General features: G+C 74.1%; 17 protein-coding genes and 1 pseudogene. 5 read left to right on the top strand and 13 right to left on the bottom strand.

Going from position 1 to position 22,858, the window contains the following annotated elements; genetic code table 11:
* Window positions 1-143: 143 nt before the first annotated feature.
* On the top strand, window positions 144-413 hold the full coding sequence (locus O7626_RS33690; RefSeq protein WP_203859392.1) for a DUF6458 family protein: 270 nt from the start codon (window positions 144-146) through the stop codon (window positions 411-413).
* A 677-nt stretch (window positions 414-1,090) separates the two neighbouring features.
* Here O7626_RS33690 and O7626_RS33685 read toward each other — a convergent pair.
* Window positions 1,091-1,336: pseudogene (locus tag O7626_RS33685) on the bottom strand (histidine phosphatase family protein); the annotation flags it as partial.
* A 199-nt stretch (window positions 1,337-1,535) separates the two neighbouring features.
* On the opposite strand from O7626_RS33685, the gene O7626_RS33680 reads away from it, so the two are divergent.
* A complete protein-coding gene (locus O7626_RS33680) occupies window positions 1,536-1,802 on the top strand; it encodes a DUF6458 family protein (RefSeq protein WP_278065025.1) in 267 nt (88 codons plus the stop codon).
* Window positions 1,803-1,958: 156 nt separating this feature from the next.
* Here O7626_RS33680 and O7626_RS33675 read toward each other — a convergent pair whose 3' ends face one another.
* From O7626_RS33675 to pdhA, 7 genes are all read right to left on the bottom strand, one after another.
* Window positions 1,959-2,636 (bottom strand): hemolysin III family protein, encoded by a 678-nt coding sequence (locus O7626_RS33675; RefSeq protein WP_278065024.1) that lies wholly within the window; start codon window positions 2,634-2,636, stop codon window positions 1,959-1,961.
* A gap of 100 nt (window positions 2,637-2,736) precedes the next feature.
* Window positions 2,737-4,575, bottom strand: coding sequence for an NHL domain-containing thioredoxin family protein (locus O7626_RS33670; protein ID WP_278065023.1), 1,839 nt, complete (start codon window positions 4,573-4,575; stop codon window positions 2,737-2,739).
* Window positions 4,576-4,769: 194 nt separating this feature from the next.
* A complete protein-coding gene (locus O7626_RS33665; protein WP_278065022.1) occupies window positions 4,770-7,898 on the bottom strand; it encodes a hypothetical protein in 3,129 nt (1,042 codons plus the stop codon).
* Between the two features lie 359 nt (window positions 7,899-8,257).
* Window positions 8,258-8,389, bottom strand: a complete 132-nt coding sequence (locus O7626_RS33660) for a hypothetical protein (RefSeq protein WP_278066536.1) — start codon at window positions 8,387-8,389, stop codon at window positions 8,258-8,260.
* A 240-nt stretch (window positions 8,390-8,629) separates the two neighbouring features.
* On the bottom strand, window positions 8,630-10,105 hold the full coding sequence (locus O7626_RS33655) for a dihydrolipoamide acetyltransferase family protein (protein WP_278065021.1): 1,476 nt from the start codon (window positions 10,103-10,105) through the stop codon (window positions 8,630-8,632).
* A 5-nt stretch (window positions 10,106-10,110) separates the two neighbouring features.
* The gene (locus tag O7626_RS33650) at window positions 10,111-11,100 is read right to left on the bottom strand and encodes an alpha-ketoacid dehydrogenase subunit beta (protein WP_278065020.1); all 990 of its coding nucleotides are present in this window, start codon (window positions 11,098-11,100) and stop codon (window positions 10,111-10,113) included.
* Complete coding sequence (gene pdhA / locus O7626_RS33645; protein WP_278065019.1) at window positions 11,100-12,284, bottom strand: pyruvate dehydrogenase (acetyl-transferring) E1 component subunit alpha; 1,185 nt, start codon at window positions 12,282-12,284, stop codon at window positions 11,100-11,102. Before pdhA ends, O7626_RS33650 begins: the two co-directional genes overlap by 1 nt.
* 486 nt (window positions 12,285-12,770) lie before the next feature.
* Here pdhA and O7626_RS33640 point away from each other — a divergent pair, with 486 nt between their 5' ends.
* Window positions 12,771-13,637, top strand: coding sequence for a hypothetical protein (locus O7626_RS33640; protein ID WP_278065018.1), 867 nt, complete (start codon window positions 12,771-12,773; stop codon window positions 13,635-13,637).
* 67 nt (window positions 13,638-13,704) lie between these two features.
* On the opposite strand, the gene O7626_RS33635 is transcribed toward O7626_RS33640, so the two are convergent.
* Complete coding sequence (locus tag O7626_RS33635) at window positions 13,705-14,400, bottom strand: NUDIX hydrolase (RefSeq protein ID WP_278065017.1); 696 nt, start codon at window positions 14,398-14,400, stop codon at window positions 13,705-13,707.
* A 424-nt stretch (window positions 14,401-14,824) separates the two neighbouring features.
* On the opposite strand from O7626_RS33635, the gene O7626_RS33630 reads away from it, so the two are divergent.
* Complete coding sequence (locus O7626_RS33630; protein ID WP_278065016.1) at window positions 14,825-16,366, top strand: M28 family metallopeptidase; 1,542 nt, start codon at window positions 14,825-14,827, stop codon at window positions 16,364-16,366.
* Between the two features lie 154 nt (window positions 16,367-16,520).
* Window positions 16,521-17,135, top strand: coding sequence for a Uma2 family endonuclease (locus O7626_RS33625; RefSeq protein ID WP_278065015.1), 615 nt, complete (start codon window positions 16,521-16,523; stop codon window positions 17,133-17,135).
* 164 nt (window positions 17,136-17,299) lie between these two features.
* Here O7626_RS33625 and O7626_RS33620 read toward each other — a convergent pair whose 3' ends face one another.
* From O7626_RS33620 to O7626_RS33605, 4 genes are read right to left on the bottom strand one after another with little or no spacing between them, the layout of a single operon-like run.
* On the bottom strand, window positions 17,300-18,529 hold the full coding sequence (locus O7626_RS33620; RefSeq protein WP_278065014.1) for a hypothetical protein: 1,230 nt from the start codon (window positions 18,527-18,529) through the stop codon (window positions 17,300-17,302).
* Between the two features lie 9 nt (window positions 18,530-18,538).
* The gene (locus tag O7626_RS33615) at window positions 18,539-19,018 is read right to left on the bottom strand and encodes a hypothetical protein (protein WP_278065013.1); all 480 of its coding nucleotides are present in this window, start codon (window positions 19,016-19,018) and stop codon (window positions 18,539-18,541) included.
* Window positions 19,015-20,742, bottom strand: coding sequence for a GTPase (locus tag O7626_RS33610; protein WP_278065012.1), 1,728 nt, complete (start codon window positions 20,740-20,742; stop codon window positions 19,015-19,017). Before O7626_RS33610 ends, O7626_RS33615 begins: the two co-directional genes overlap by 4 nt.
* A complete protein-coding gene (locus tag O7626_RS33605; protein WP_278066437.1) occupies window positions 20,739-22,436 on the bottom strand; it encodes an ABC transporter in 1,698 nt (565 codons plus the stop codon). The genes O7626_RS33610 and O7626_RS33605 overlap by 4 nt, the downstream gene beginning before the upstream one ends.
* Window positions 22,437-22,858: the final 422 nt, after the last annotated feature.

The following is a 22,858-nucleotide window of genomic DNA, read 5'->3' as shown; positions in this document are numbered from 1 at the left end:
GGGCGCGCGGCGGGTTGGTTTCCGGCGGCCGGTGGAGCTGTTGCTCCCCGGCCGCCGCGCTATTGTTGAGGCGGTGCTAGGAGCAGTTTGACCTGATTTGTCATGAAAGCCCACGACCCATCGCACGGGGGAGTGCAGCGGACATGGGCATCGGTACCGGAATTTTCCTCATCACCCTGGGAGCCATCCTGACGTTCGCGGTCAGGGCGAACGTCTGGTGGCTCGATCTCCGGGCGGTCGGCTGGGTCTTCATCCTGGCCGGGGTCGCGGTGCTGGCCACCACCATGTGGTATTGGCAGGACCGCAAGAAGCGGGCGCGGACCCTGATCGTCGAGGAGAACAGGCTGTCGCATCCGACGGCGATGATGCCACCGCCACCGGATCCACCGCCGCCGAGCGCGCCACCCACCTGACGGCAACGTGTCCGGTGCCCGGCCCTGCCGCCGGCCAGCCGGGTACCGGACCGGCTGGCCGGCAGTCGCCTGTCCGGCCGCAGCGGTCCGGCGGCTGTCCGGCCGGTCCGGTCCGGCGGCGGTTCGATCGCTCCGGTCCGGCGGCGGCCGTCCGGCGGGTCCGGTCCGGCGGCCGGTCGTTGGGTTCAGCCCCGGGCGGTGTGCCACTTCACGATGGGTGAGGTCTGCGGGCTCAGGTCCGCCCACTCGCCGTCGAACCGGTGGATCACGATCCCGCTGGTGCGTAGCCCGTCCGGGTCGGCGTGCACCGGATCGAGCAGAGTGGACAGTTCCGAGATGGTCGGGTTGTGCCCGATCAGCAGCAGCGTGCCCGCCTGCGGATCGGTGTCCCGGACGAGTTCGAGCAGGTCCGCGACGTGCCCGTGGTAGATCCGCGGCTCGTACCGGACCGCCGGCACCGCACCGGTGCGCCCGGGACCGGGCGCCGCACCAGCACCGCCGGGCCCGGAGGCCTGGCCGGCGGCGCCTGAGGTCTGGCTGGCGACGCCCGAGGTCTGGCCGGCGGTGGCGTGGGAGGGTCCGCCCGCGCTGCCGGACGTGGCCGTACCGGTTCCGCCGCCGGCCGGGCCGGCGGAGACGGTAGCGGTCCGGCCGACCGGGCGGGTCGGCGGCGCGGCCATGCCGAGCGCGACGTCGTGCCAGGTCTGCCGGGTGCGCTTCGCGGGCGAGCAGAGCACCACCGCCGGCAGGTGGCCGCCGTGGCCGAGCCAGGCACCGGCGGCGGCGGCGTCCGCGTGCCCCCGGGCGGTCAGCGGCCGTTCGACGTCCGGCGCCGAGGCCGGCCGTTCGGCTTTGGCGTGCCGGAGCAGCACCAGGGTCCGTCCCGGTACGTCCGGCCGCCCCGTCCCGCCGGAGTCGCCGATGCCGCCGGTTCCACCGGCCGGGCCGTTGTCCGTCACGTTCGTCCTCCCCTGGGTTCCGGTGGTGTGCCGCCTCCGCACAGCGACGCCGTATCCAGCTTGCCGGATTCGGATCTGTTACGCCTGGGTATGTCGATGGGTGCCGCGACCGTGGCCGGGAGCGGCGGAACCGGTACCAGTCGACAGCCTAGGAGGCGGCACAGTGGGCATCGGTGGAAGTATCTTTCTCATCGCTCTCGGCGCGATCCTCGCCTTCGCGGTGGACGTCGAGACGGGCTGGCTCAACCTGAGCGTCGTCGGCTGGGTGCTGATGCTCGCCGGCGTGGCCGGGCTGGTCATGACCAGCTACCTCTGGCGCAACCGCCGCCGTACCGTCGTCACTCCGGTGGTCGAGCCGCGGGTGCCGGTCCGGGAGGAGCAGGTCGTCGAGGAGTACCACGAGGTGCGGCGCCCCGGCCGTCCGCTCTGACGGCGCGGGCCCGTCGGGCCGCTGCGAGTGCGGACGACACGACGGGCCACCCGGCCGGCATTCCCGCCGGCCGGGTCAGGCGTTCCGCCGGCCGGGTCCGGCGTTTCGGCGGGGTCCGGGTGTCCGCTGCCGGTCAGGTGTCCCGACGGCTGGAAGTCAGGCGAAGAGGGCGAAGTAGATCGCCACGTGGTGGCAGATGGCCGCGACCAGGGTGCATGCGTGGAAGATCTCGTGGTGCCCGAAGACGGTGGGCCACGGGTTGGGCCGGCGCAGCGCGTAGCAGACGGCGCCCACGCTGTAGGCCGCACCCCCGGCGACCAGCAGCGCGAGGACGGCCACGCCGCCGCGGTCCAGGATGTCCGGCAGGACCGCCACGGCCACCCAGCCCAGGGCGAGATACAGCGGCGCGGAGACCCAGCGGGGCGCGTGCGGCCAGACCAGCTTCATCGCCACCCCGGCGACCGCCCCGCCCCAGACGATCAGCAGCAGTACGGCCGCGCTCGCCGGTGAGAGCACCAGCAGGCAGAACGGCGTGTACGTGCCGGCGATGAACACGAAGATCATCGAGTGGTCGAGCCGGCGCATCACCCGGTAGCCGCGTTCGGACCAGACCCGCCGGTGGTAGAGCGCGCTGGTGCCGAAGAGGCCGCAGACCGTGACACTGTAGACAAGGCAGCTGACCAGGGGCGTCCAGCCCGGCCGGGTCGCGGCGATCGCGCAGAGCACGACCCCGGCCAGCACCGCGACGAAGAAGGCGTACGCGTGCAGCCAGCCGCGCATCCGCGGCTTGCCGAGATCGACGGGGCGCAGCCGGAGCGGGGCGGAGGTACTCACCCAATCAGGTTACGGCACCGTAGGTTACTCGAGGGTAGTTAAGCTGGAGTGGTTCCGGTCACGTCCCGTGTCGGGCCGCCCGCCCCGGCTGTCCACGGCCTCAGCTGTCCAGGCCGCGTAGCACGAGGGGCAGCCGGTGGGCGCCGTCCGGCGTGACGCGAACCGGCACCCCCCAGTCCTGGCGGCTCAGGTGGCAGGCGGCGTGCTCGGCCTCGGCGTCGCAGGTGGCAGCCTGGGCCACCACCTGGAGCACCCCGGAGCTGACCCGGTCGTTCAGCACCAGCCGGCGGGACAGCTCGGTGCCCACCCCGGCACCGTCGATCAGCAGCTCGGGCGGGGAGGCGGAAACCTCCAGCCGGGTGGCCGGGCCGAACGAGGAATCCAGCTTCTGCCCCGGCGGCGGCTCGAAGACGACGTCCAGGGTCAGCTCCCCGGCGGCGAGGTCGGTCGGCGGTCGTTCGGTACGGTGCCGGCTCCCGGCGACCGTGCTGGCACCGGCGGCCGTGAGCGCCCCCGGCGCCAGCCGGCTCAGCCGGTGCGCGGCGGACTCGACCACAAGTACCCCGCCGTCGGAGGTCAGCACGACGTCGCTCGGCTCGGCCAGCCCGGAGGCGACCGTCGAGACGGTCCCGCTTCCCGGATCGAACCGCCGGACCGCACCGTTGTAGGTGTCGGCGACCAGCACCGACCCGTCCGGCAGCGCCCCGACCCCGAGCGGATGCTGCAGCAGCGCCTGCCCGGCCGGGCCGTCGACGTGGCCGAAGTCGAAGAGTCCCTGCCCGACGGCGGTGTGCAGCACCCCGTCGGAAACGTAGCGCAGCGCGCTGGTCTCGCTGTCGGCGATCCACAGCCGCCGGCCGTCGGCGGAGGTCGAGAGCCCGGACGGCTGGGCCATCCAGACGTCCGGCAACGGCCCGTTCCGCAGCGCCTCGACGGTGGTGCCGGCGTAGACGCCGACGGTCCGCTTCACCGGGTCGAACCACCAGAGCTGGTGGATGCCGGCCATCGCCACGACCAGCCGGTCGTCGTACCAGGCCAGGTCCCAGGGGGAGGAGAGGTCGGCGGCGAGCGCGTCGTGGGCGTGGTCGTCCACAGTCGAGCGCCACTGCCGGCCGGTACCGGCCACCGTGGTCACCTCACCGGTCGCCAGCCGTACGCCGCGGAGCAGGTGGTTGACGGTGTCCGCGACCACGATGTCGTAACCGGCCACCTCGGCGGTGTGCGCGGGCAGCCGGCAGAGCCCCTGCGGCTCGGCGAACCGGGCCACCTCGGCCGCCCCGTCCGACCGGCCGCGCCCGCCGGAACCGATCCGGCGCAGCACCGTCTCGCCGTCCGGGGCCAGCTCGACCAGCGAGTGCCGGGCCGAGTCCGAGACCAGCAGGTTCCTGTCGTCGAGCACGATCGCCTTGCCCGGGAACCGCAGCACTGTCTCCGGCTCGGCCGGCGGCACGTACGGACCGTCGCCCCGGTGCAGGGTGCCCTTCGCCTCGTGCGTGGCGATCAACTCCTCGAGCAGCCGGGACAGCCCCTCGGCGTGGCCCTCGCCGGCCATCGTGGCGACGACGTACCCCTCGGGGTCGATCACGTTCAGCGTCGGCCACGCCTTCGCGGCGTACTGCTGCCAGACGGCCATCTCGGCGTCGTCGAGTACCGGGTGGGCGACGCCGTACCGCTCGACGGCGGCGGCCAGCGCCGCCGGGTCGCGCTCGTGCTCGAACTTCGGCGAGTGCACCCCGATCACCACCAGGGCGTCGCCGTACTTCTCCTCCAGCGGGCGCAGCTCGTCGAGCACGTGCAGGCAGTTGATACAGCAGAAGGTCCAAAAGTCGAGCACTACTACTTTGCCGCGAAGATCCTGCAACGTCAGATCCGCTCCGCCGGTGTTGAGCCACCGGCGGCCCCTCAGTTCGGGTGCCCGGACACGGGGCGAAGTAGCCATACGGGCCACCCTGCCATGCCGTCGTCCCGGGCGTTCCCGCACCCCGGCCGTTGGGCTCCGGCGAACCGTCCGCGTCCCCGCCCCACCCGATCAGCCCGGGGCCGTACCGCGTGCACGGCGGGTCGCGCCAGACGACTGCGCCCCGCCCGGGAAGCCGGGCGGGGCGCAGTGTTCGAGTCAGAAGTACCGGACCGTCATCCGCCGGTGGGTGCCGTCGCCGGTTGCAGGCAGAGCACTTCCTTGCGGTCCGGTACGACGATCGTCTGCGGGGTGTCCGCCGGGCACTCGTTCTTGTCGGTCACCTTCGAGGCGACCTTGAAGACGCCCTGCTCGGCACAGTCCGCGATCACCGGGGTACCGCCGGAGTCCTTGACACAGGCGCCCACCGCCGGGTTGAACGGCGGTGCCGCGTCCTCACTGCCGATCTTGCCGAGCAGCCAGAGCGTGCCCAGCGGGATCGCCAGCAGCAGGACCGCCGCGACCAGTACCAGGAACAGCACCTTGCCGTTGCGTACCTGCGGTGTCGGCGCCTCGGTCTTGGTCTCGGTCTCCGTCGCCTCCGGCTTGAAGGCGTCGAACCTGCCCTTCTCGCCGTCACCGGGGGTGTCCCAGCCCGGTCCGGAGGAGGTGGGCGCCCCGTACGTGCCCGGTCCCGCCCCGGCCGCTCCGTACGTGCCCGGTCCGGCACCGGCCGGACCGGGGCGGCCGAATCCGTCCCCGTCGGGTCGTGGGCCGAAGGGCGGCTGTCCGGGCGGCGGCCCGAAGCCCGGTTGCCCCGGCGGCGGCCCGAAGCCGGGCGGTCCGGGCGGTGCGCCGAACCGGTCGGTGCCGGGCGGGGCGGACGCGCCGAACTGGCCGGGACCGGCCGGCCCGCCGCCGCCGAAGCGATCGCCGTCGAAGGGTGCGGGACCGCCGCCGCCCGGAGCCGGGCCGCCGAACGGTCCACCGGCCGGACCAGGCCCGCCGAAGCGGTCCGGCCCGTCCTGTCCTGGGCCGTCCTGTCCCGGCCGGCCGAAGCGCTCACCGTCGAACGGGGCGGGTCCGCCGAACCGATCCGGAGCACCCCGGCCGGGCCCACCGAACGGATCCTGCTCGGACTGGCCCGGGCTGCCGAACCGGTCCTGGTCAGCCTGGCCGGGCCCATCGAACCGGTTCTGGTCAGGCTGGCCGGCTCCGCCGAATCGGTTCTGGTCAGGTTGGCCGGGTCCGCCGAACCGGTTCTGGTCAGGTTGGCCGGGTCCGCCGAACCGGTTCTGGTCAGGTTGGTCCGGCCCGCCGAAGCGGTTCTGTTCGGACCGGCCAGGGCCACCGAAGCGGTCGTCGTCGAACGGTGCCGGCCCGTTCGGGCCGGGTCCGTCCATTCCGACGCCGCCCTGGCCCGGCGCGCCGCCGGGGCCGATCAGGTCGGCGAAGGGCGAACCGCTCGACGGCCGGTTCGGCGCGTCGGGCAGCGGGGTCCGGGCACCGGGCACGGCTACCCGGGTCGCCGGTGGCTCGTCGGAGAAGTCGTCGTCCTGCTGGCCCGGCTCCGGCCGATCCGGTCCCGGCTGGGCCGGCGGCGCACCGTACATCGTCGGGCCGGGGCGGCGGGCCTCGGCAGCTCCCGGCCGGTCGCCGTTCCAACCGCCGCCGGGTGCGCCCCCGGGACGTTCGCCGTCCCAGCTGCCCGGGCCGGCCGGTGAGCCCGGCCGGTCGGCGTCCCAGCCGCCCGGCGCGCCGGGCGGACCGGCCTGCTGGTCGACCTCGTCCGCACCGGCCGGACGGCCGTACACCCGCGGCTGCGGCGCCGGTACGGCGACCGCGGCGGCCAGGTCGGCGGGAGGCAGTACCCGGCTCGCGGCCGGTACGGCGGCACTGCCGGCGACGGCCCGGCCGGAGGGCCGGTCGGGTGAACCCGCCGACTCCGGTTGCCCCGACGCTCCGGGTACGGAGATCCGGCCGGCAACCGCCGACTCGGTCGGGACCCGCGGCTGCGGTACGACCGCCGCGCCGCCCGGCGTGGGCGCGGGCGACTGCGGCGCCGCCTCGGGCACCCCGGGCGCCCAGCCGCCCTGTTCCCGGACCGGCGGACCGTACTCGTCAGGCGACTGGCGGCCGGCGGCCGGCGGATAGTCGACAGGTGGTGATGCCGCCAGGCTGGCTCCGGGAATCCGGGTCTCCTGCGGCGGCAGCGGCACGGCGTTACCCGGCGAGATCCCCGGCCCGGGCCCGGGCTGGTACGCCGACCCCTCCGGCTCCCGCCGGTCCATGCCCGGCTCCCGCCGCTCGAACGTCGGCTCGCGCCGGTCCATGCCCGGCTCACGGCGGTCGAAGTCGGGCTCACGGCGGTCGAAGTCGGGCTCACGCCGGTCGAAGTCCGGCTCACGCCGGTCGAAGCCCGGAGTCCGCCGGTCCAGCTCCGGCTCGCGCTGGTCGAAGTCGGGGCGGGACGGCTCGAACGGGCCGGGCCTGCCGTCACCGGAGCCGGCCGACCAGGTTGGGGCCTGGGGTGCCCAGCCGGACGCCTCCGGTGCACCGCCGCCGTGCTGCGCGTCGGGCTCGCCCGGATGAGACCGGTCGGCCGGGCGCTGCGGATAGTCGCCTCCCGGGCCGCCGGGTTCCGGGCGGGCGGGTGGATCGACCCGGGACGAGGCCGGTCCCCACGCCTCGGCGGCCGGCCACGGCTCAGCATCGGGGATGGCTGGACGGTTGACCGGCGGATAGCCCGGCCGCTCGGCGGCCTGGACCGGACTTCCCGGTGCCGCCGACGGGTACCCGGGGCTGTCCGGCGCCGCCGACGGGTAGGCCGGGGCGCCGTACGGCTGGCCCGGGGAACCTGGTGCGCCGCCGGCCTGCGGGTCCGGGTAGCCGGACGGGGCCGGCCCGGCCGGATATCCCGGTGGTCCGCTGGACGGGTCGGCGGGCTGGCCGGCGCCGGTCCAGCGCGGCGGGCCCGGGTGGTTGGGCGGGCTTCCCCACTCCGGCGGGAAGCCCGAGTTCTCCGAGGCCGGCGGTGCGCCGGCGGGCTCCGGGGGCGGACCCCACGAGCCGTCGGGGCGGCGGGAGCCGGGGGTGTCCGGGTCTTCGCCCGGAGTTGCCCAGCCGGCCGGGCCGGGGTGGCCCGGAGCGCCGCCCGGTGCTTCGTTCCAGGCCACCGGCGTGCCGGGCCGCCCGGGGGGTGGCGGAGCCCAGCCGTGGTCGGCCGGTGGCGTTCCTACGGATCCCTGGGGCGGGAACCGGTCGTCGTGGTGTGCTGCGGGGTTGCCGTACGTGGCTGGGCCTGCGGCGCCCGGCGCAGCCTCGTCCGGCCACCGGCCGGGGTGCTGCGGATCCTCGGACGTCATGCGCGCGCCTCCTCCATCACATGTCGGCCGCGCCGGTCTCGCGCGCCGGTCGCCGGCAGGTAGCCGGTGACTCCGGCGTGAAACCGGGCTGGGCAAGCTCCCCGCACGGTAGCCGGTCCAGGCCGGCACCGCCCGGGCAGCGCGGGTCGCCGGGGCCCTGGCCATCCGGGCGAGTCGAACGGAGGTCCGCTCGGCGCACTCCTACCGGCCGGTCGGGCGACGACCGAGCCCCACCGTACCGGGCGGTGTCCCGGGGGCGGTACTCCGGTGGCGTGCGGGTGGAAAACGGCAACGGCCCACCCGGAGCGCTCCGGGTGGGCCGTTGTCGTGGTGCGGAGGAGGTGAGGAGTCTGTCGAGGTCAGCCGTAGAAACGCTGGGCGGCGATCAGGATCTCGTCGCGGACAGCCGGCGAGTTGGTCGCCCGCAGTGCCCGCTCGATCGCCCGGGTCCGCCGCGCGCTGTTCCGCCGGTTGCGAAGTCGGTTGATCATGCTCATGGTGTCGCGCCCCCTGGCTATTCGGTTGTCGTCCGCGTCTGGTGTCCATTGAACCCCGCAAACCAGGAGATCGCCAGCGATTATTAGGTGAGCTGAGACACCAGCCTAAGAATCGTAGGCTCATCAGCAGCCTTAGCGACGTTTCTTCGCCACCTTATGGCAACGGCCGGTGTGCCCGGGAGTAACCCCGGGCACACCGGCCGCTCGTGCCAGGTGTGCGTGCCCGCCGTCCGGTCAGGTCCAGCCGAGCAGCGCCGCCTCCGGATCGGTCAGGAAGTCGCCCACGTCACGCAGGAACTTCGACCCCAACTCGCCGTCGATGATCCGGTGGTCGAAGGAGAGCCCGAGGGTGGTCACCTGGCGCACCCTGACCTTGCCCTTGTGCACCCAGGGCATCTCCCGGACCGCGCCGAAGGCGAGGATCGCCGACTCGCCCGGAGGCAGGATCGGCGTACCGGTGTCGACACCGAAGACGCCGACGTTGGTGATGGTCAGCGTGCCGCCGGACATGTCCGCCGGAGCGGTCCGGCCCGCCTTGGCGGTCTGCACCAGCCCGGTCATCGCGTCCGCCAGCTCACGCAGGGTGAGCCGTCCGGCGTCCTTGATGTTCGGCACGATCAGTCCGCGCTCGGTCGCCGCCGCGATGCCCAGGTTGACGTACTCCTTGACGACGATCTCGTCGCCGGCCCAGGTCGAGTTGACCATCGGGTGCCGACGGACCGCCAGCAGCACCGCCTTGGCGACCAGCAGCAGCGGCGAGACCCGGACGTCCCGCCACTCCCGCCGCCCGCGCAGCCGGTCGAGGGCCTTCATCGAACGGGTCACGTCGACCGTCAGGAACTCGGTGACGTGCGGCGCGGTGAACGCCGACGTCGCCATGTTCTGCGCGGTCAGCTTGCGGACACCCTTGACCGGGATCCGCTGCTCCCGGTCCGGCCCGAAGGCCGGCGCCGTCGCGGCCCCGGTCACCGGCGCCGGCTCGGCCGCCGTCGCCGCACCGGCCGCCGCCAGGTGTACGTCGTCCCGGGTGATCGAGCCGAGCGGTCCCGAGCCGGTCAGGGTACGCAGGTCGACGCCGAGATCCTTGGCCAGCTTGCGTACCGGCGGCTTGGCCAGCACGAGTCCACCGGCCGGGGCACCCGTCCCACCGGTCCGGGGTGCGGGTGCGGCAGCCGCCGGACGCACCGGCTCGGCGACCGGGGCCGCCGCCGGGCGTACCGGCCGGGGGGCCGGAGCCGGGGTGGGAGCCGACACCGGAGTGCCGTTCGCCACGGCCGGTACTCCGGCACCCTTGCGCGGCCGACGCTTCGCGGCGCCGGTGCGCGGGCCGTACCCGACCAGCACCGCCGTGCGGCCACCCGGAGCGGGCCCGCCGATCAGGCCGGGCTCGACGGCGCCCTCGGCGGGCGCGATCTCGACGGCGGCCAGCGAGGCCGCCGACGGCTCCGGCAGGTCACCGGCGCCCGGGTCGGTGTCCACGGCGAAGATCGGCGAGCCGACGTCGACCACCGTGCCCTCGTCGTGGAAGATCGCGGTGATCTTCCCGGCCCACTTCGCCGGGATCTCCACCGCCGCCTTGGCGGTCTCCACCTCGACGACCGGCTGGTTCAACTCGACGATGTCGCCGACCGCGACCAGCCACTTGAGGATCTCGCCCTCGGTCAGCCCCTCGCCCAGGTCGGGCAGGGGGAACTCCCGCACGCGCGACATCCCGCTCACCACCCGAAGGCGCGGTCGACGCCGTCGAGCACCCGGTCGAGGTTGGGCAGATAGTCCTCCTCCAGCCGGGCGGCCGGATAGGGGGTGTCGAAACCGGCCACCCGCAGCACCGGGGCCTCCAGGGAGTAGAAGCACTCCTCGGTGATCCGGGCTGCGATCTCGGAGCCGAGACCGAGGTTGCCGGGCGCCTCGTGCACCACCACGCACCGCCCGGTGCGCCGCACCGACTCGTAGGCCGGGCCGAGGTCCAGCGGGGAGAGGGTGCGCAGGTCGATGACCTCCAGGTCCCGGCCGTCCTCCTCGGCGGCGGTGGCCGCCTCCATCGCGGTACGCACCATCGGCCCGTACGCCAGCAGGGTGGCGTCCCGGCCGGGCCGGACCACCCGGGCGGAGTGCAGCGGGTACGCCTCGCCGAGCGGGGCGTCCAGTTCCACCTGCCCCTTCTCGTGGTAGCGCCGCTTCGGCTCCAGGAAGACGATCGGGTCGTCCGAGGCGACCGCCTGCTGGATCATCGTGTACGCGTCCTGTGGCGACGAGCAGGCCACCACCTTGAGCCCGGCGGTGTGCGCGAAGTACGCCTCCGGGGACTCGGAGTGGTGCTCGACCGCGCCGATGCCGCCGCCGAACGGGATCCGGATGACCATCGGCACCCGTACCTTGCCCTGCGAGCGGTAGTGCATCTTCGCCACCTGCGACACGATCTGGTCGTACGCCGGGTAGACGAAGCCGTCGAACTGGATCTCGCAGATCGGCCGGTACCCCCGGATGGAGAGCCCGACCGCGGTGCCGATGATGCCGGACTCGGCGAGCGGGGTGTCGATCACGCGGTTCTCGCCGAAGTCCTTCTGCAGGCCGTCGGTGATCCGGAAGACGCCGCCGAGCTTGCCGACGTCCTCGCCCATGATCACGACCTTGGGGTCGTGCTCCAGTGCGCGGCGCAGGCCGCGGTTGATCGCCTTGCCCAGGGTGAGGGTCTCGGTGGCCATCAGTGCACGCTCCCCTCGAACGAGTCCAGGTACCGGGCGGTCTGCTCGCGCTGCGCGTCCACCTCGGGCGAGCCGTTCGGGTAGACGTGGTCGAAGAGGGTCAGCGGCGCGGGGTCGGGCATCTCCAGCACCCGCTCGCGCAGCCGCAGCGCCTCCTGCTTGGCCTGCTCCTCCACCTCGGTCAGGAAGGTGTCGTCCGCGATGCCCTGCTTGGTGAGGAATGCCCGGACCCGGCTGATCGGGTCCTTCGCCTGCCACGCCTCGACCTCGCTGGCGATCCGGTAGCGGGTCGGGTCGTCGGTGGTGGTGTGCGCGCCCATCCGGTAGGTGTACGCCTCGATCAGGGTGGGGCCCTGACCGTGCCGCGCGTTGTCCAGCGCCGCCCGGGTCACCGCGTACGTGGCCAGCACGTCGTTGCCGTCCACCCGTACGCCGGGGAAGCCGAAGCCGGCCGCCCGCTGGTAGAGCGGGATCCGGGTCTGCCGCTCCAGCGGCTCGGAGATGGCGTACTGGTTGTTCTGGCAGAAGAAGACGACCGGGGAGTTGAAGACGGCCGACCAGATGAACGCCTCGTTCACGTCGCCCTGGGCGGAGGCGCCGTCGCCGAAGTAGGCGATCACCGCCTCGCCGTCGTCGGTGCCGGTCCGGCCGTCCATGGCCACGCCCATGGCATAGCCGGTGGCGTGCAGGGTCTGCGCACCGATGACGATCGTGTACATGTTGAACTTGAACTCGTTCGGGTCCCAGCCACCCAGGTCGACACCGCGGAACAGGCCCAGCGGCATGATCGGGTCGATGCCCCGGCAGTAGAGCACGCCGTGCTCCCGGTAGGTCGGGAAGGCCATGTCCTGCGGTCGCAGCGCCCGGCCCGAGCCCACCTGCGCCGCCTCCTGGCCGAGTAGGCTGGCCCAGATGCCCAGCTCGCCCTGCCGCTGCAACGCGGTCGCCTCGGCATCCAGCCGGCGGACGAGCACCAGGTCGCGGTAGAGGCCACGGTATTCCTCGTCGGTGAAGTCGACGCTGTACTCCGTACCGTCGGACCAGGTGACCTTGTCGATCCGGTCGCCCTCGGGCGTGAGTAGTTGCACCAGGTCACCGGTGGCGGGGGATTTCCCGCCCGACCGTGCGGACCGGGGTGTGGCTCGCCTGCCGCGGGCCGTACCCGCGGGATCGCCCTTCGCCATCCCTATCTCCCTGTCGTTCGTGCGTCGGCACCGGGGGTGTCCCGACCGCGCAGCTCGTGCGCCCGTCCGGCTGATGCCGGACCGGGGGTGGCTGCCGCGCCTGGCCCCGGTAGGGGTAGTCACGCGGCGTGAACCAGATTCTGGCCGAGCCTGGTCCACCGAGCGCCGGCAATCACGACCTGCCTGTCGCGGGGGTGCGCGAAGGTCGCGGCCGCGTTGCCGTCGGCTCCATATTCGCAGAGCAGGCCGGTAGCGCCACAGGTCGCCCTCCGCCGGATCCGGATCGCCGCCGGCTTCGCACCACATCAACCGATTTGATCGGGTACGCATACCGAATCGATCGAAACTCGACCCCTGACACGCTGTGTGACGCTGGCCAACACCTGGTTATCTCCGCCACTGTATGTAGCGGCGACATCACCGTCGCCGACGGTCCGTCCCCTCCGGCCGCCGCCTGGCCCGCGCTGCCGACGACGAGGAGTTCCCGTGTTCGACCAGGGTTACCAGCACCCGGCTCCGGTGCTGCCGGCCCGGCACCGCCGATCCGGTGGCGCGCACGCCGGATACCGGAGAGTGACCGGGGTGCACCGGGCGGAGGGGCTCGGTCGCCCGGCCCGCCGGTACCTCTTCACGGTCGCCCTGCTGGCCGGTACCTCCTCGCTGCCGATCCTGGCGGCGATCGGCAGCGGTTCGGCCACGGTCTCCGACGGGATGCGTCCGGCCGAGGTGAGTCCGTTCGTCCCGCCCCCGGCCGGCGTGCCCCCGCAGGTGCTGCCGCGCCACCCGGCCGTGCCGCCGGTGGTGGAACCGGGACCGGCCGGTCCCGGGGCCCGGTTCCGGGACACCGGCCGTCCGCTGCCGGTACCTCCCGACGCCGTGCCCGGCCGCTCCGGCCCGTCCGGCAACGAGCCCGGCCTGCCGCCACCCCTGCCGCCCGACCCGCCGGACGCGAACGACCCGGTTCCGCCGGGGACGCCGCCGCCGGACCTGCCGGCGCCGCCCACCCAGTCACCCGCCCCGCCGCCGGTGGCGTCGCCGTCGCCGACCCCGTCGATCCCGCCTGCCGGCTCGCCGGGCGCCGAGCCGCCCGCTGTGCCGTCGGCCGCTCCCACCGGTTCGCCGTCCGGCGCGCCGTCGCCGACCCGACCGTCCCCGTCCCCGTCGCCGGGACCGGGCGAGCCCCTGCCGGGGCCGAGCGCTTCCGCGCCCACCCCGGGCGCGACGACCTCGGCCGGGCCACCCGCCCCGCCGGTCGCCCCGGGGCCGACCGAACCGCCCGCCGGCACCCCGCCGACCCCGGCCCCGACCCCCGCGCCGGTGCCCAGCACCCCGCCCGGCGGCCCGCGCTCCTGACCCCCGGGCCGGTGGCCGGTCAGCTGCCCGGCGGCCCGCAGTCCTGAGCCTGGACACCGGTGGCCGGTCAGCTGCGGGCGACCGACGGGCGGAGCATCGGCGGATGCAGCAGTTCGGCCGGGCCGCGCCGGAACAGTTGGGCGGGCCGGCCCCGGTCGCCCTCGGTCACCCGGCCGGCCGGTTCGACGAAGCCGGGCGTGGTGGTGACCTTGCGGTGGAAGTTGCGCGGGTCCAACCGGGTGTCCCAGACGGTCTCGTAGACCGTGCGCAGTCGGGCGATGGTGAACTCGGCCGGGCAGAACGCCGTGGCCAGCGGGGTGTACTCCAGTTTCGCCCTGGCCCGTTCCAGTCCGTCGGCCAGGATGACGTCGTGGTCGAAGGCGAGCCGGGCGTCGGCGACCCGGTCCACCGGGAGCCAGTCCGCGGCCGCCGCGTCGGTCCCGGCCACCGGCGTCGGCAGGTCCGGCAGCAGGGCCAGGTACGCCACGGTGACCACCCGGCCCCGTGGATCCCGCTTCGGCGACCCGTACGTGCCGAGCTGCTCGAGGTGGCCGACCGGCTCGGGAACCCCGGTCTCCTCGGTCAGCTCCCGGGCGGCGGCCTCCGGCAGGTCCTCGTCGAAGCCGACGAACCCGCCGGGCAGAGCCCAGCGGTCCTGGTAGGGCGGCACGCCCCGGCGTACCAGCAGGATGCAGAGCTCGTCCGCCCGCACGGTGAGGACCACCAGGTCGACGGTCACGGCAAACGGCGGGTATTCGGCCATCTGAATTATCACCACCTTGACGAGAAGCTACCACAGTGCTTATCGTCAGTAGGACGAGAAAGGATTCGGTCCCGTCCTCCACGACCGGGACCGAACCACCGGAACGAGGTCGTCGACCGGCAACGACGGCCTTCGGCGGCGCTGGTCCTCGGGCCAGCGCCGCCGCCCTGATCGGCCGGCGGGGGGCCGGACCGGTCACCGGCGGTGCCGGCGGGCCGGCCTGCTCTCCCAGGTCGCGCCCGCCGGCCATCGGTGCCCCCGCGAAAATCTTCATCGCCCCCGCGTTGCCGTCCGGCCGCGGTGCCGTGTCGGCACTACCGGCCGGTAAGCGCACTCGTCCGGACTATTCACCGGCTCAGTGACGCGTGGCTATGCTGACCTCCCTCGATAAGACCGGTAACCCCGGACCCGACAGGGAGGCAGCGTGGGTCGCACCAGCAATCGGTGGAGCCGTGGCCTGCTGGCCACCACACTCGTCACGGCACTCGCGGTGACGGCGGCACCAGCGCCGGCACAGGCGAGTTCCGGCTCCGCCCTCGGCAGCCTCGGCTCCTGGGTGCTGCGCAAGGCGGTCACCGCCAAGGGCGTACACCAGCATCTCAAAGAGTTGCAGAAGATCGCGGACCGCAACAACGGCAACCGCGCCTCCGGCGCGCCCGGATACGACAGGTCGGTCGACTACGCGGAGAAGGTGTTCCGGAAGGCCGGATACCGGGTCTGGCGGCAGTCGTTCGACTTCCAGACCTTCCTGATCAACAATCCGTCCGAACTGGAACGGGTCTCGGCACCCGCCGGTGACCTGCCACACCGGATCATGAGCTTCTCGGGCAGCGCCGACGTGACCGCCCCGGCCAGCGTGCCGACCGGCGACGCGCAGGGCTGCAACCCGGGCGACTACGGCCCGGCGAACGTCGGCACCATCGTCGTGGTCAGCCGGGGCAGCTGCCCGTTCGGCCAGAAGGCCAGTACGGCGGCGGCGGCCGGCGCCTCGGCGGCGGTCATCTACAACAACGTCGCGGGTGACCTCTCCGGGACCCTCGGCAACGCGTACACCCTGGACTTCGCCGCCGTCGGCGTCTCGCAGGCGCTCGGTCAGGAACTGGTCGGTCAGGTCGCCGCCGGCCTGACCCTGCGGGTCTTCACCGACACCTTCCGGGGTCAGGCGACCACCGAGAACATCTTCGCCGAGTCCCGCTGGGGCGACCCGGGGAACGTGGTGATGGCCGGTGCGCACCTCGACTCCGTGCCGGAGGGGCCGGGCATCAACGACAACGGCAGCGGCAGTGCCGCGCTGCTGGAGATCGCCGAGCAGCTGCGCTGGTTCCCCACGAAGAACAAGGTCCGGTTCGCGCTCTGGGGGGCCGAAGAGGTCAACCTGGTCGGCTCGACCTACTACATCGCCAACCTGCCGCAGGCCGAGCGGGACAGGATCGCCCTCTACCTGAACTTCGACATGGTCGGCTCGCCGAACTACGTCCGGTTCGTCTACGACGGCGACAACTCTGCCTTCCCGCCCGGCACCGGCTCGGCGGCCGGCCCGCCCGGCTCGGGAGCGATCGAGAAGCTGTTCCACGACTACTTCCGGTCGCAGCGGCTGGGCTCGGCCGAGACGCCGTTCTCCGGACGCAGTGACTACGGACCGTTCATCGCCGACGGGGTGGGCATCCCGTCCGGCGGCCTCTTCACCGGGGCCGAGGGGGTCAAGACGGCCGAGGAGGCCCGGGTCTACGGCGGCACCGCCGGCGAGTCCTACGACCCCTGCTACCACCAGGCGTGCGACGACATCGACAACATCAGCATGAAGGCGATCGACGAGATGTCCGACGCGGTCGCGCACGCGATCATCACGTACGCCTACGACACCCGCAGCCTCGGCACCCCGCTTACCGGACCGACCCGCGGCACCACCGCGCCGGCCGGCGGCGGTGGCGGTCTGCACGACGACCACCACGAGGACGAGATCTGATCCATCCGCTACGAAGACGGCGGGGCGGCGCGGATGCGCCGCCCCGCCGCCGTTACGTGAAACTGTCGGTGCTCTCCGTTACCGTGGCGCCCGTGAACGTTCCACCCGTAGCCTTGACCTCGTGGCTTCCCCGACCGATTCCGGAGGTTCTCCGATGAGTGCCGCCCCGATCGCCCTCGACCGGCCCGGCCCGCACGGCTACACCACGGCAGACCTGCACGCCCTGCCCGATGACGGCCGGCGCTACGAGCTGATTGACGGGAACCTCATCGTGTCCCCCTCGGCCACGATCGACCACAACATCATCGCCCGATGGATCGCCAACATCCTGGAGGACTCATGTCCCTCCGAGGAATACGCGGTCGGCACCGACCAGTCGACGACTGTCGACGTGCACAACGAGCCCCGGCCGGACGTGGTGGTGACCCGGGCGGAGCACCTGCGGCGTACCCCGTTCCCGATCACCGACGCGCTGCTGGTGGTCGAGGTGGTGTCGCCGACCTCGGCGCTGCGGGACACCGAGACCAAGCGGGCGCTCTATGCCCGGGCCGGCGTCCCGACGTACTGGATCGTGGTGCCGGAGGAGGAGAAGCCGACCATCTCCCTCGCCGAGCTGGTGCTCGACCCGGGTAGCCGGAAATACCGCTACGTCACGCACTACACCACCGAGCCGTTCGCGACCGCGCAGCCGTGGCCGGCCCGGGTGGACCTGCCGGCGCTTACCGCGCGCCGGGCCAGGCTGCTGGGCCAGCCGACCGGCGAGGGCTGACCGGCGTGGCGTCGACAAGCGCCCGGTAAGCGGTCGCCGTCGAGCCCTCCGCCGCCGAGGGCTGACCGGCGTGGCGTCGACAAGCGCCCGGTAAGCGGTCGCCGTCGAGCCCTCCGCCGCCGAGCCCTCCGCCGCCGAGCCCTTCGGCGCCGAGCCCTCCGCCGTTACGCCGGGTCGTCGTCCAGGCGCTGCCGGTTCGCCTCGATCCAGGCGTCCAGCGCCGCCGGGTCGTTCGGGTCGACGCCGTCGGCGATGAGCTGGGCCACCGCCGCCGTCGCCGGGCTGCGCCGCTCCCCGGTGGTGTAGAGCCGGACGAACTCCGGCACCATCTCCTCGACCGACGTGTCGGTCTGGGTCGCCGCCTCGGCCGGCAGCCCCCGCAGCCGGCCGGCGTACGCCGCCCAGCTCCGGACCACCCGGGGCAGCATCGCCGCGTCGTCCATGTCGAGTACCGCCCGCCGGTGCACCCAGTCGAGCAGGAACAGGCCGGCCACCGCCGGGCTCCAGCGCAGCGGGTCCGGGTCGGAGAAGGTCGCGGAGTGGTCGAGAACCAGACTGAGACAGAAGTGCAGCGAGGCGAGATCCGCCTCGGGCACCTCGGGCAGGCCGAACCGGGCCGCCTCGGGCGAGCCGAGGAAGGACCGGACCAGCCGGTCCCGCTCGGGGCTGGAGAGCGGCTCCGGCCCGGCACCGACCAACGCGGTCGGTGCGGGTGCGGGCAGCAGCGCCAGCCGGGCGCCGACCAGAGCCCGGTCGGTGGCCAGCGAGCCCTCGTCCGGCAGGTCGCTCAGCTCGTCGGTGATGTCCAGGTGCCGGGCCACCTCGCCGCGCAGCCGGGCCGGATCCTCCGTACGGAACCAGGTGAGCGCGTCGTCGGCACACATCTCCCGGACCTGTCCGAGGATCCGTTCGGCGGGCCCGCCGACGAAGACGTCCTTGGTGATCCCGATGTTGTGGTCGACCAGGGCCACCACCGCGTGTTCCGGCCCGCCGGAGGTGCTGTCGTCGTAGGCGAAGGTGGCCAGGTAGGAGGTCTGGTCGCCGTACACGTCGCCGTAGGCGTAGCTGCCGGTCAGGCGTACCTTGCCGAGCTGGCCCGACCAGGACGGCGCCTGCGCGCCCGGCTTCACCGAGGCGGCGCCGTCGGCGTCCGGCACCAGGGCGGCGAAGACGGTCCGGATCGTGGTGGCCGCGGCGGTGCGGCGGCGGGACGTCGCGGAGAGGAAGTCGCCGACGAAGTGCCGGACGGCGCTGCGGCGATCCTCCTCGGCGATCGCGTAGACGCTGCCCAGCAGGGCGGTGCCGAGCATCTCGGCGTCGAGCGCGCAGTCGAGCTTCGTCACGTCGCGGGCGGCATGCAGCACGGCTTCGAAGGGGGTCCGGGGCGAGGCCATGGACCGACCCTACGCCCGCCGCTGCCGGTCCAGCACGACCAGCGCGCCGGGAACGAGTACGCCGAGCAGCAGCGTCCCCCGGCTGGCCAGCAGGTCGGCGCTGCTCAGCGTGCCGACCTGCACCAGGTGGAAGACCAGGTGCACGGTACCGAACACCAGCAGTCCGGTGATCACCACGGCGGTGACCCGGCGGTCGTCGAGCCAGGCGGCGGCCAGCAGCAGTACGCCGAGGGTCAGGAACGCCGCCCCGACATCGGTCATCAGGTGCGCGTTGTACGGCGGGTAGCCGGCCGTCCAGGCCAGGCCGAAGCCGGGGAAGCTGTCGAAGAACCAGCGCGGCACCAGCACGGCCGGCACCCCCCAGCTCAGGTGCAGTACGCCGAGCAGCAGCAGCCCGCCCCGGACCAGCACCTCCCGCCACCGGTCGCCGGTGCGCGCCGGCTCCGGGGCGGTGCGTGCCGGGTCCGGGGCGGCGGCCGGCTCGGTCATCGACGCCCGGCGGCGACGACCAGCGCGGCGCGTGCCTCGGCGTACGCCCGCAGCACCTCGCGGACCGGGCTCACCACGTACCCTCGGGCCACCTCGGCCACCGCGTCGTGCATCCGCCCCTCGGCGCGCCAGCGGGCCCGTCGGGCAGCCCATCTGATCACCGGCTTGACCAGCAGCGAGAGCAGTGCCCCGCCGAGCAGTCCGCCGAGCAGCAGCACGGTCGGCAGCGGCGCCACCCCGACCGTCGGATGGTCCAGCTCGGGCAGCCCGAGGGCGCGTACCGCGTAGCCGAGGAGCAGCCAGCCCAACCCGACCGCGGCGGCGGTGGTCACCAGCCACTGCACGGCGTTGACCAGCCGCCACCAAACCGGCCGGCGGGCCATTCCCAGTTCGGTGCCGGCGACCGCCCGGTCGAGCGCGTCCGGCAGATCGGCCTGCCGGGACCGGGCCGCCGCGGACACCGCCGCCGGCCAGGGGCCCGGCAGGGTCGCGCCGGCGCGGTCGGCGACCGCCCGGACGGCCAGCCCGACGGCGGAGCGCTGGGCCGCGGTCGGCTCGGGTACCGAGGTCACCGGCACCGGCCGGAGTTCGAGGCCGAGCAGCCCGCCGGGTGGTGCCGGGCGCTCCGGCTCGGCCGGTGTCCCGGCCAGGTGCAGCCGGCGCAGCGGGTCGGGGCGGAGCCGGCGCAGGCCCCGGGCCAGTGGCCAGCCGGTCGCCGCGACCGCCCGGTGCCGGTACGCCTGCTCGGTCGCCTCCGCCACCGCCGGTACGCCGGCCGCGCCGGCCAGCGCGTCGATCAGCCGGCGGATCGTCGGCCGGTCCACGTCGTCGTCCACCCGCCTGGCGTCGAACCGGGCGTCGACCAGCTCGGCGAGCCCGTCGACGACCGAGTCGACGTCGCCGGAGAGCCGGCGCAGCGCCGACTGCCGCTGCGCGACGGCCTGCTCCAGGGCGGCCCGCAGCGGTGACGTGCCGTCGTCGCTGAGTGCCGAGGTGGCGAGCACCGGCACCCCGTCGAGCCCGTCGGCGTCGACCAGCCGGCGCAGGTCGGCGAGGACCCGGGGCAGTTCCTGCGGCGCCAGCCGGTCGGCCTGGTTCAGCGCCACCACGGTGATGTCCCGGTGCCGGTGGAACTCGCGCAGGTAGCTGCGGTGCAGCACCTTGTCGGCGTACTTCTGCGGGTCCACCACCCAGACGACCAGGTCGACCAGGCCGAGCAGCCGGTCCACCTCGGAGCGGTGCGACCACTCCACCGAGTCGAAGTCGGGCAGGTCGAGCAGGACCAGCCCGTGCAGCGCCGCCTCGTCGGCACCGTCCAGCGCGCTCTCCCGGACGAACCGGTGCCGGGGCAGTACGCCGACCCAGTCGAGCAGCCGCGCCGCGCCGTCCAGTGGCCCCCAGACGCAGGCGTGGGTGACCCCGGTGGTCGGCCGGCGTACCCCGACCGGCGACATCTCGAACCGGGCCAGCGAGTTGAACAGGCTGGACTTGCCGCTGCCGGTGGCGCCGGCCAGCGCCACCACGGTGTGGTCCAGGGAGAGGGCCAGCCGGGTGCCGGCCCGTTCGATCAGGGTGCGCCCGGCGACCAGCCGGTCGTCGGGCAGGTGGCCGTCGACGGCGCCGAGGAACCGGTTGACCGCGTGCAGCCGCTCGACCAGCCGCTCCGGGTCGGCCCGCTGGTCGGGGCGGAACGAGTCCCGGACCCGGCCCAGGATGTCGGTCATCGGCCCGCCTCCGTCCCGCTGGTGCCGGCCCGCGCGGCCTCGACCGTCCGGGCCGACTCGCGGAGCTGGTCGCCGTGCCCGGCGTCGACCCCGGCCGCCGCGGTGCGGGCCAGGTAGCGGGCCGCCTCCTCGTCGAACAACCGGTCGACCATGCCGAGCAGGTCGGCGCGGGCCTGGCCGGCCAGGTTACGGATGGCCTGGTCGCCGAAGATCGCCTCCAGTACCTTCTGCGCGGCGACCGTGGTGCCGCCGGCCGCCGCCACCTCCAGGCCGGTCGGGATGAAGGCGGTGGAGGCGAAGACCGCGATCATCACCGCCAGTCCGGTGGCGTTCACCGCGTACGCCGCGCTGCGCGCCACGAACCGCTTGTCGCCGCCGCTGGTCCGGACCAGTTCGAGTACCCCGCGCTGCCAGTCCCGGACCAGCCGTTCGGCCCGTTCCGGCAGGTCCTCGCCGGGCCGGGAGAGTTCCGGGGTGAGCAGGGCGAGACCGGCCGGATGGGTCTGCCAGGCCGCGGCGGTCTGCTCGGCGGCGGTGGCGGCGGACTCCCGGAGCAGGGTGACGAGCTGCGACTCGATCGCGCTGTGCAGCTGGGCGTTCGGGGCCGGTCGCCCGGTCAGCGCCGCGACGAGCCGGTCGCGGAGCTGGCCGACCCGGGCCTCCAGGGTGCGGAAGAGCTCGCCGGTGCCGACGTACTCCTGCCAGCGGGCCAGCACCTCGCCGCGGAGCAGCCGGCCGTCCCGCAGCGCCTCCTCGACTCCCCGGCGGGCGCCCCGGTAGCTGGCCCGGACCCGTTCGTCGAGCGCCTGTGCGGCGTTCGCCTGCTGGTCGGCGGCGGTGGCCAGGTTCTCCAGGGCCGGGCCGAGTGCGGCGACGGCGCCGTCCAGGGTCTGCCGGATCACCGCCGCGCGGGCCTCGGAGTCGGCGGCGAGCCGGCCGAACCAGGAGCGCAGTGGTTCGGTGAGCCGCCCCGGCAGCAGTCCCTGCCCGTCGACCACGGTCTCCGGGAGGACGAACAGTGGTGCGGTGTCGAGTTGGTGCTCGGCGAGCATCTCGGTCAGGTGCGCGGCCACCTCGTCGGTGGCGGCCGGCGGCACCCGGTCGAGGACCAGGGCGATCGCCGTACCGCGCAGTCGGGCGGTGCGTAGCAGTTCCCAGGGCACCGCGTCGGCGTACCGGGCGGCGGTGGTGACGAAGAGCCACAGGTCGGCGGCGGCGAGCAGCTGGACCGCGAGCGCCCGGTTGGCGTCGACCACCGAGTCGATGTCCGGCGCGTCGAGGAAGGCCAGCCCGGCGGGCAGGGCGGGGGCGGTGACCAGGTGCAGGGTGTCCGGCTGGTCGCCGGGGGTGGTGATCCGGGTCAGTCCGGGCAGCAGTTCGCCCTGGCGGAACCATGCCGAGTCGAGCGGGCTGCACACGAGTACCGGTGACCGGGTGGTCGGCCGGAGCACGCCGACACTGCTGACCCGGGCCTGGACCAGGCTGTTGACCAGGGTCGACTTGCCGGCGCCGGTCGAGCCGCCGACGACCACCAGCAGCGGGGCGTCGAGCCGGGCGAGCCGGGGCAGCAGGTAGTCGGCGAGCTGGGCGCGCAGCGCCGAGCCGAGCTGGCGGGCCTCGTCCGCGCCGGGCAGCGCCAGCGGGTACGCGGTGACGTCGATCGCGGCCCGCAGCCGGGTGAGCGCCCAGCGCAGGTCGGAGCCGGCGTCCCCGGCCGGGGCCGGGTCCGGCGCCGGACCGGTGTCCCGGGCGGTGTGCTGCCGGGTGTCCGGATCGGGGGCGAGGGCGGCCGTGCTGTCCGGATCAGGGCCGAGGGCGGCCGTGCTGTCCGGATCGGGGGTGCGGGCTGCCGTGCCCGCCTCGTCCTGGTCGCGATCCGCGCCGGCGACGGGGGTTTCCGGGCCGACCACGGGCGTGCCGAGGCCGGTGGCCGGTTCGCCGTGGGTCGTCACGGGGTAAAGACTGCCCGATCCCTCGAACGCAGACAACCGGCACTGTTGCCCTCCGATCGGTGTCCGGTCGGGCGCCGCTTTCCTGGCCCGCTGTCCGGATCGGTACGACCACCGTCGATGTGGCGTCCGGTCGGGCGATTCGCGGTGGTGGAAGCCCCGGCACG

The organism is Micromonospora sp. WMMD1102 (genome assembly GCF_029626265.1).
Classification (GTDB): Bacteria; Actinomycetota; Actinomycetes; order Mycobacteriales; family Micromonosporaceae; genus Plantactinospora.
The sequence above is the reverse complement of the archived record's forward strand: the minus strand, read 5'-3'. Positions and strand labels throughout refer to the sequence as shown.

Coding starts and splice junctions, on each gene's coding strand:
- O7626_RS33610 (WP_278065012.1), bottom strand. CDS start 20,742: ATGACCGACATCCTGGGCCGGGTCCGGGACTCGTTCCGCCCCGACCAG.
- O7626_RS33670 (WP_278065023.1), bottom strand. CDS start 4,575: ATGGCTACTTCGCCCCGTGTCCGGGCACCCGAACTGAGGGGCCGCCGG.
- O7626_RS33690 (WP_203859392.1), top strand. CDS start 144: ATGGGCATCGGTACCGGAATTTTCCTCATCACCCTGGGAGCCATCCTG.
- O7626_RS33625 (WP_278065015.1), top strand. CDS start 16,521: ATGAGTGCCGCCCCGATCGCCCTCGACCGGCCCGGCCCGCACGGCTAC.
- O7626_RS33665 (WP_278065022.1), bottom strand. CDS start 7,898: ATGACGTCCGAGGATCCGCAGCACCCCGGCCGGTGGCCGGACGAGGCT.
- O7626_RS33620 (WP_278065014.1), bottom strand. CDS start 18,529: ATGGCCTCGCCCCGGACCCCCTTCGAAGCCGTGCTGCATGCCGCCCGC.
- O7626_RS33635 (WP_278065017.1), bottom strand. CDS start 14,400: ATGGCCGAATACCCGCCGTTTGCCGTGACCGTCGACCTGGTGGTCCTC.
- O7626_RS33650 (WP_278065020.1), bottom strand. CDS start 11,100: ATGGCCACCGAGACCCTCACCCTGGGCAAGGCGATCAACCGCGGCCTG.
- pdhA (WP_278065019.1), bottom strand. CDS start 12,284: ATGGCGAAGGGCGATCCCGCGGGTACGGCCCGCGGCAGGCGAGCCACA.
- O7626_RS33660 (WP_278066536.1), bottom strand. CDS start 8,389: ATGATCAACCGACTTCGCAACCGGCGGAACAGCGCGCGGCGGACCCGG.
- O7626_RS33615 (WP_278065013.1), bottom strand. CDS start 19,018: ATGACCGAGCCGGCCGCCGCCCCGGACCCGGCACGCACCGCCCCGGAG.
- O7626_RS33655 (WP_278065021.1), bottom strand. CDS start 10,105: ATGTCGCGCGTGCGGGAGTTCCCCCTGCCCGACCTGGGCGAGGGGCTG.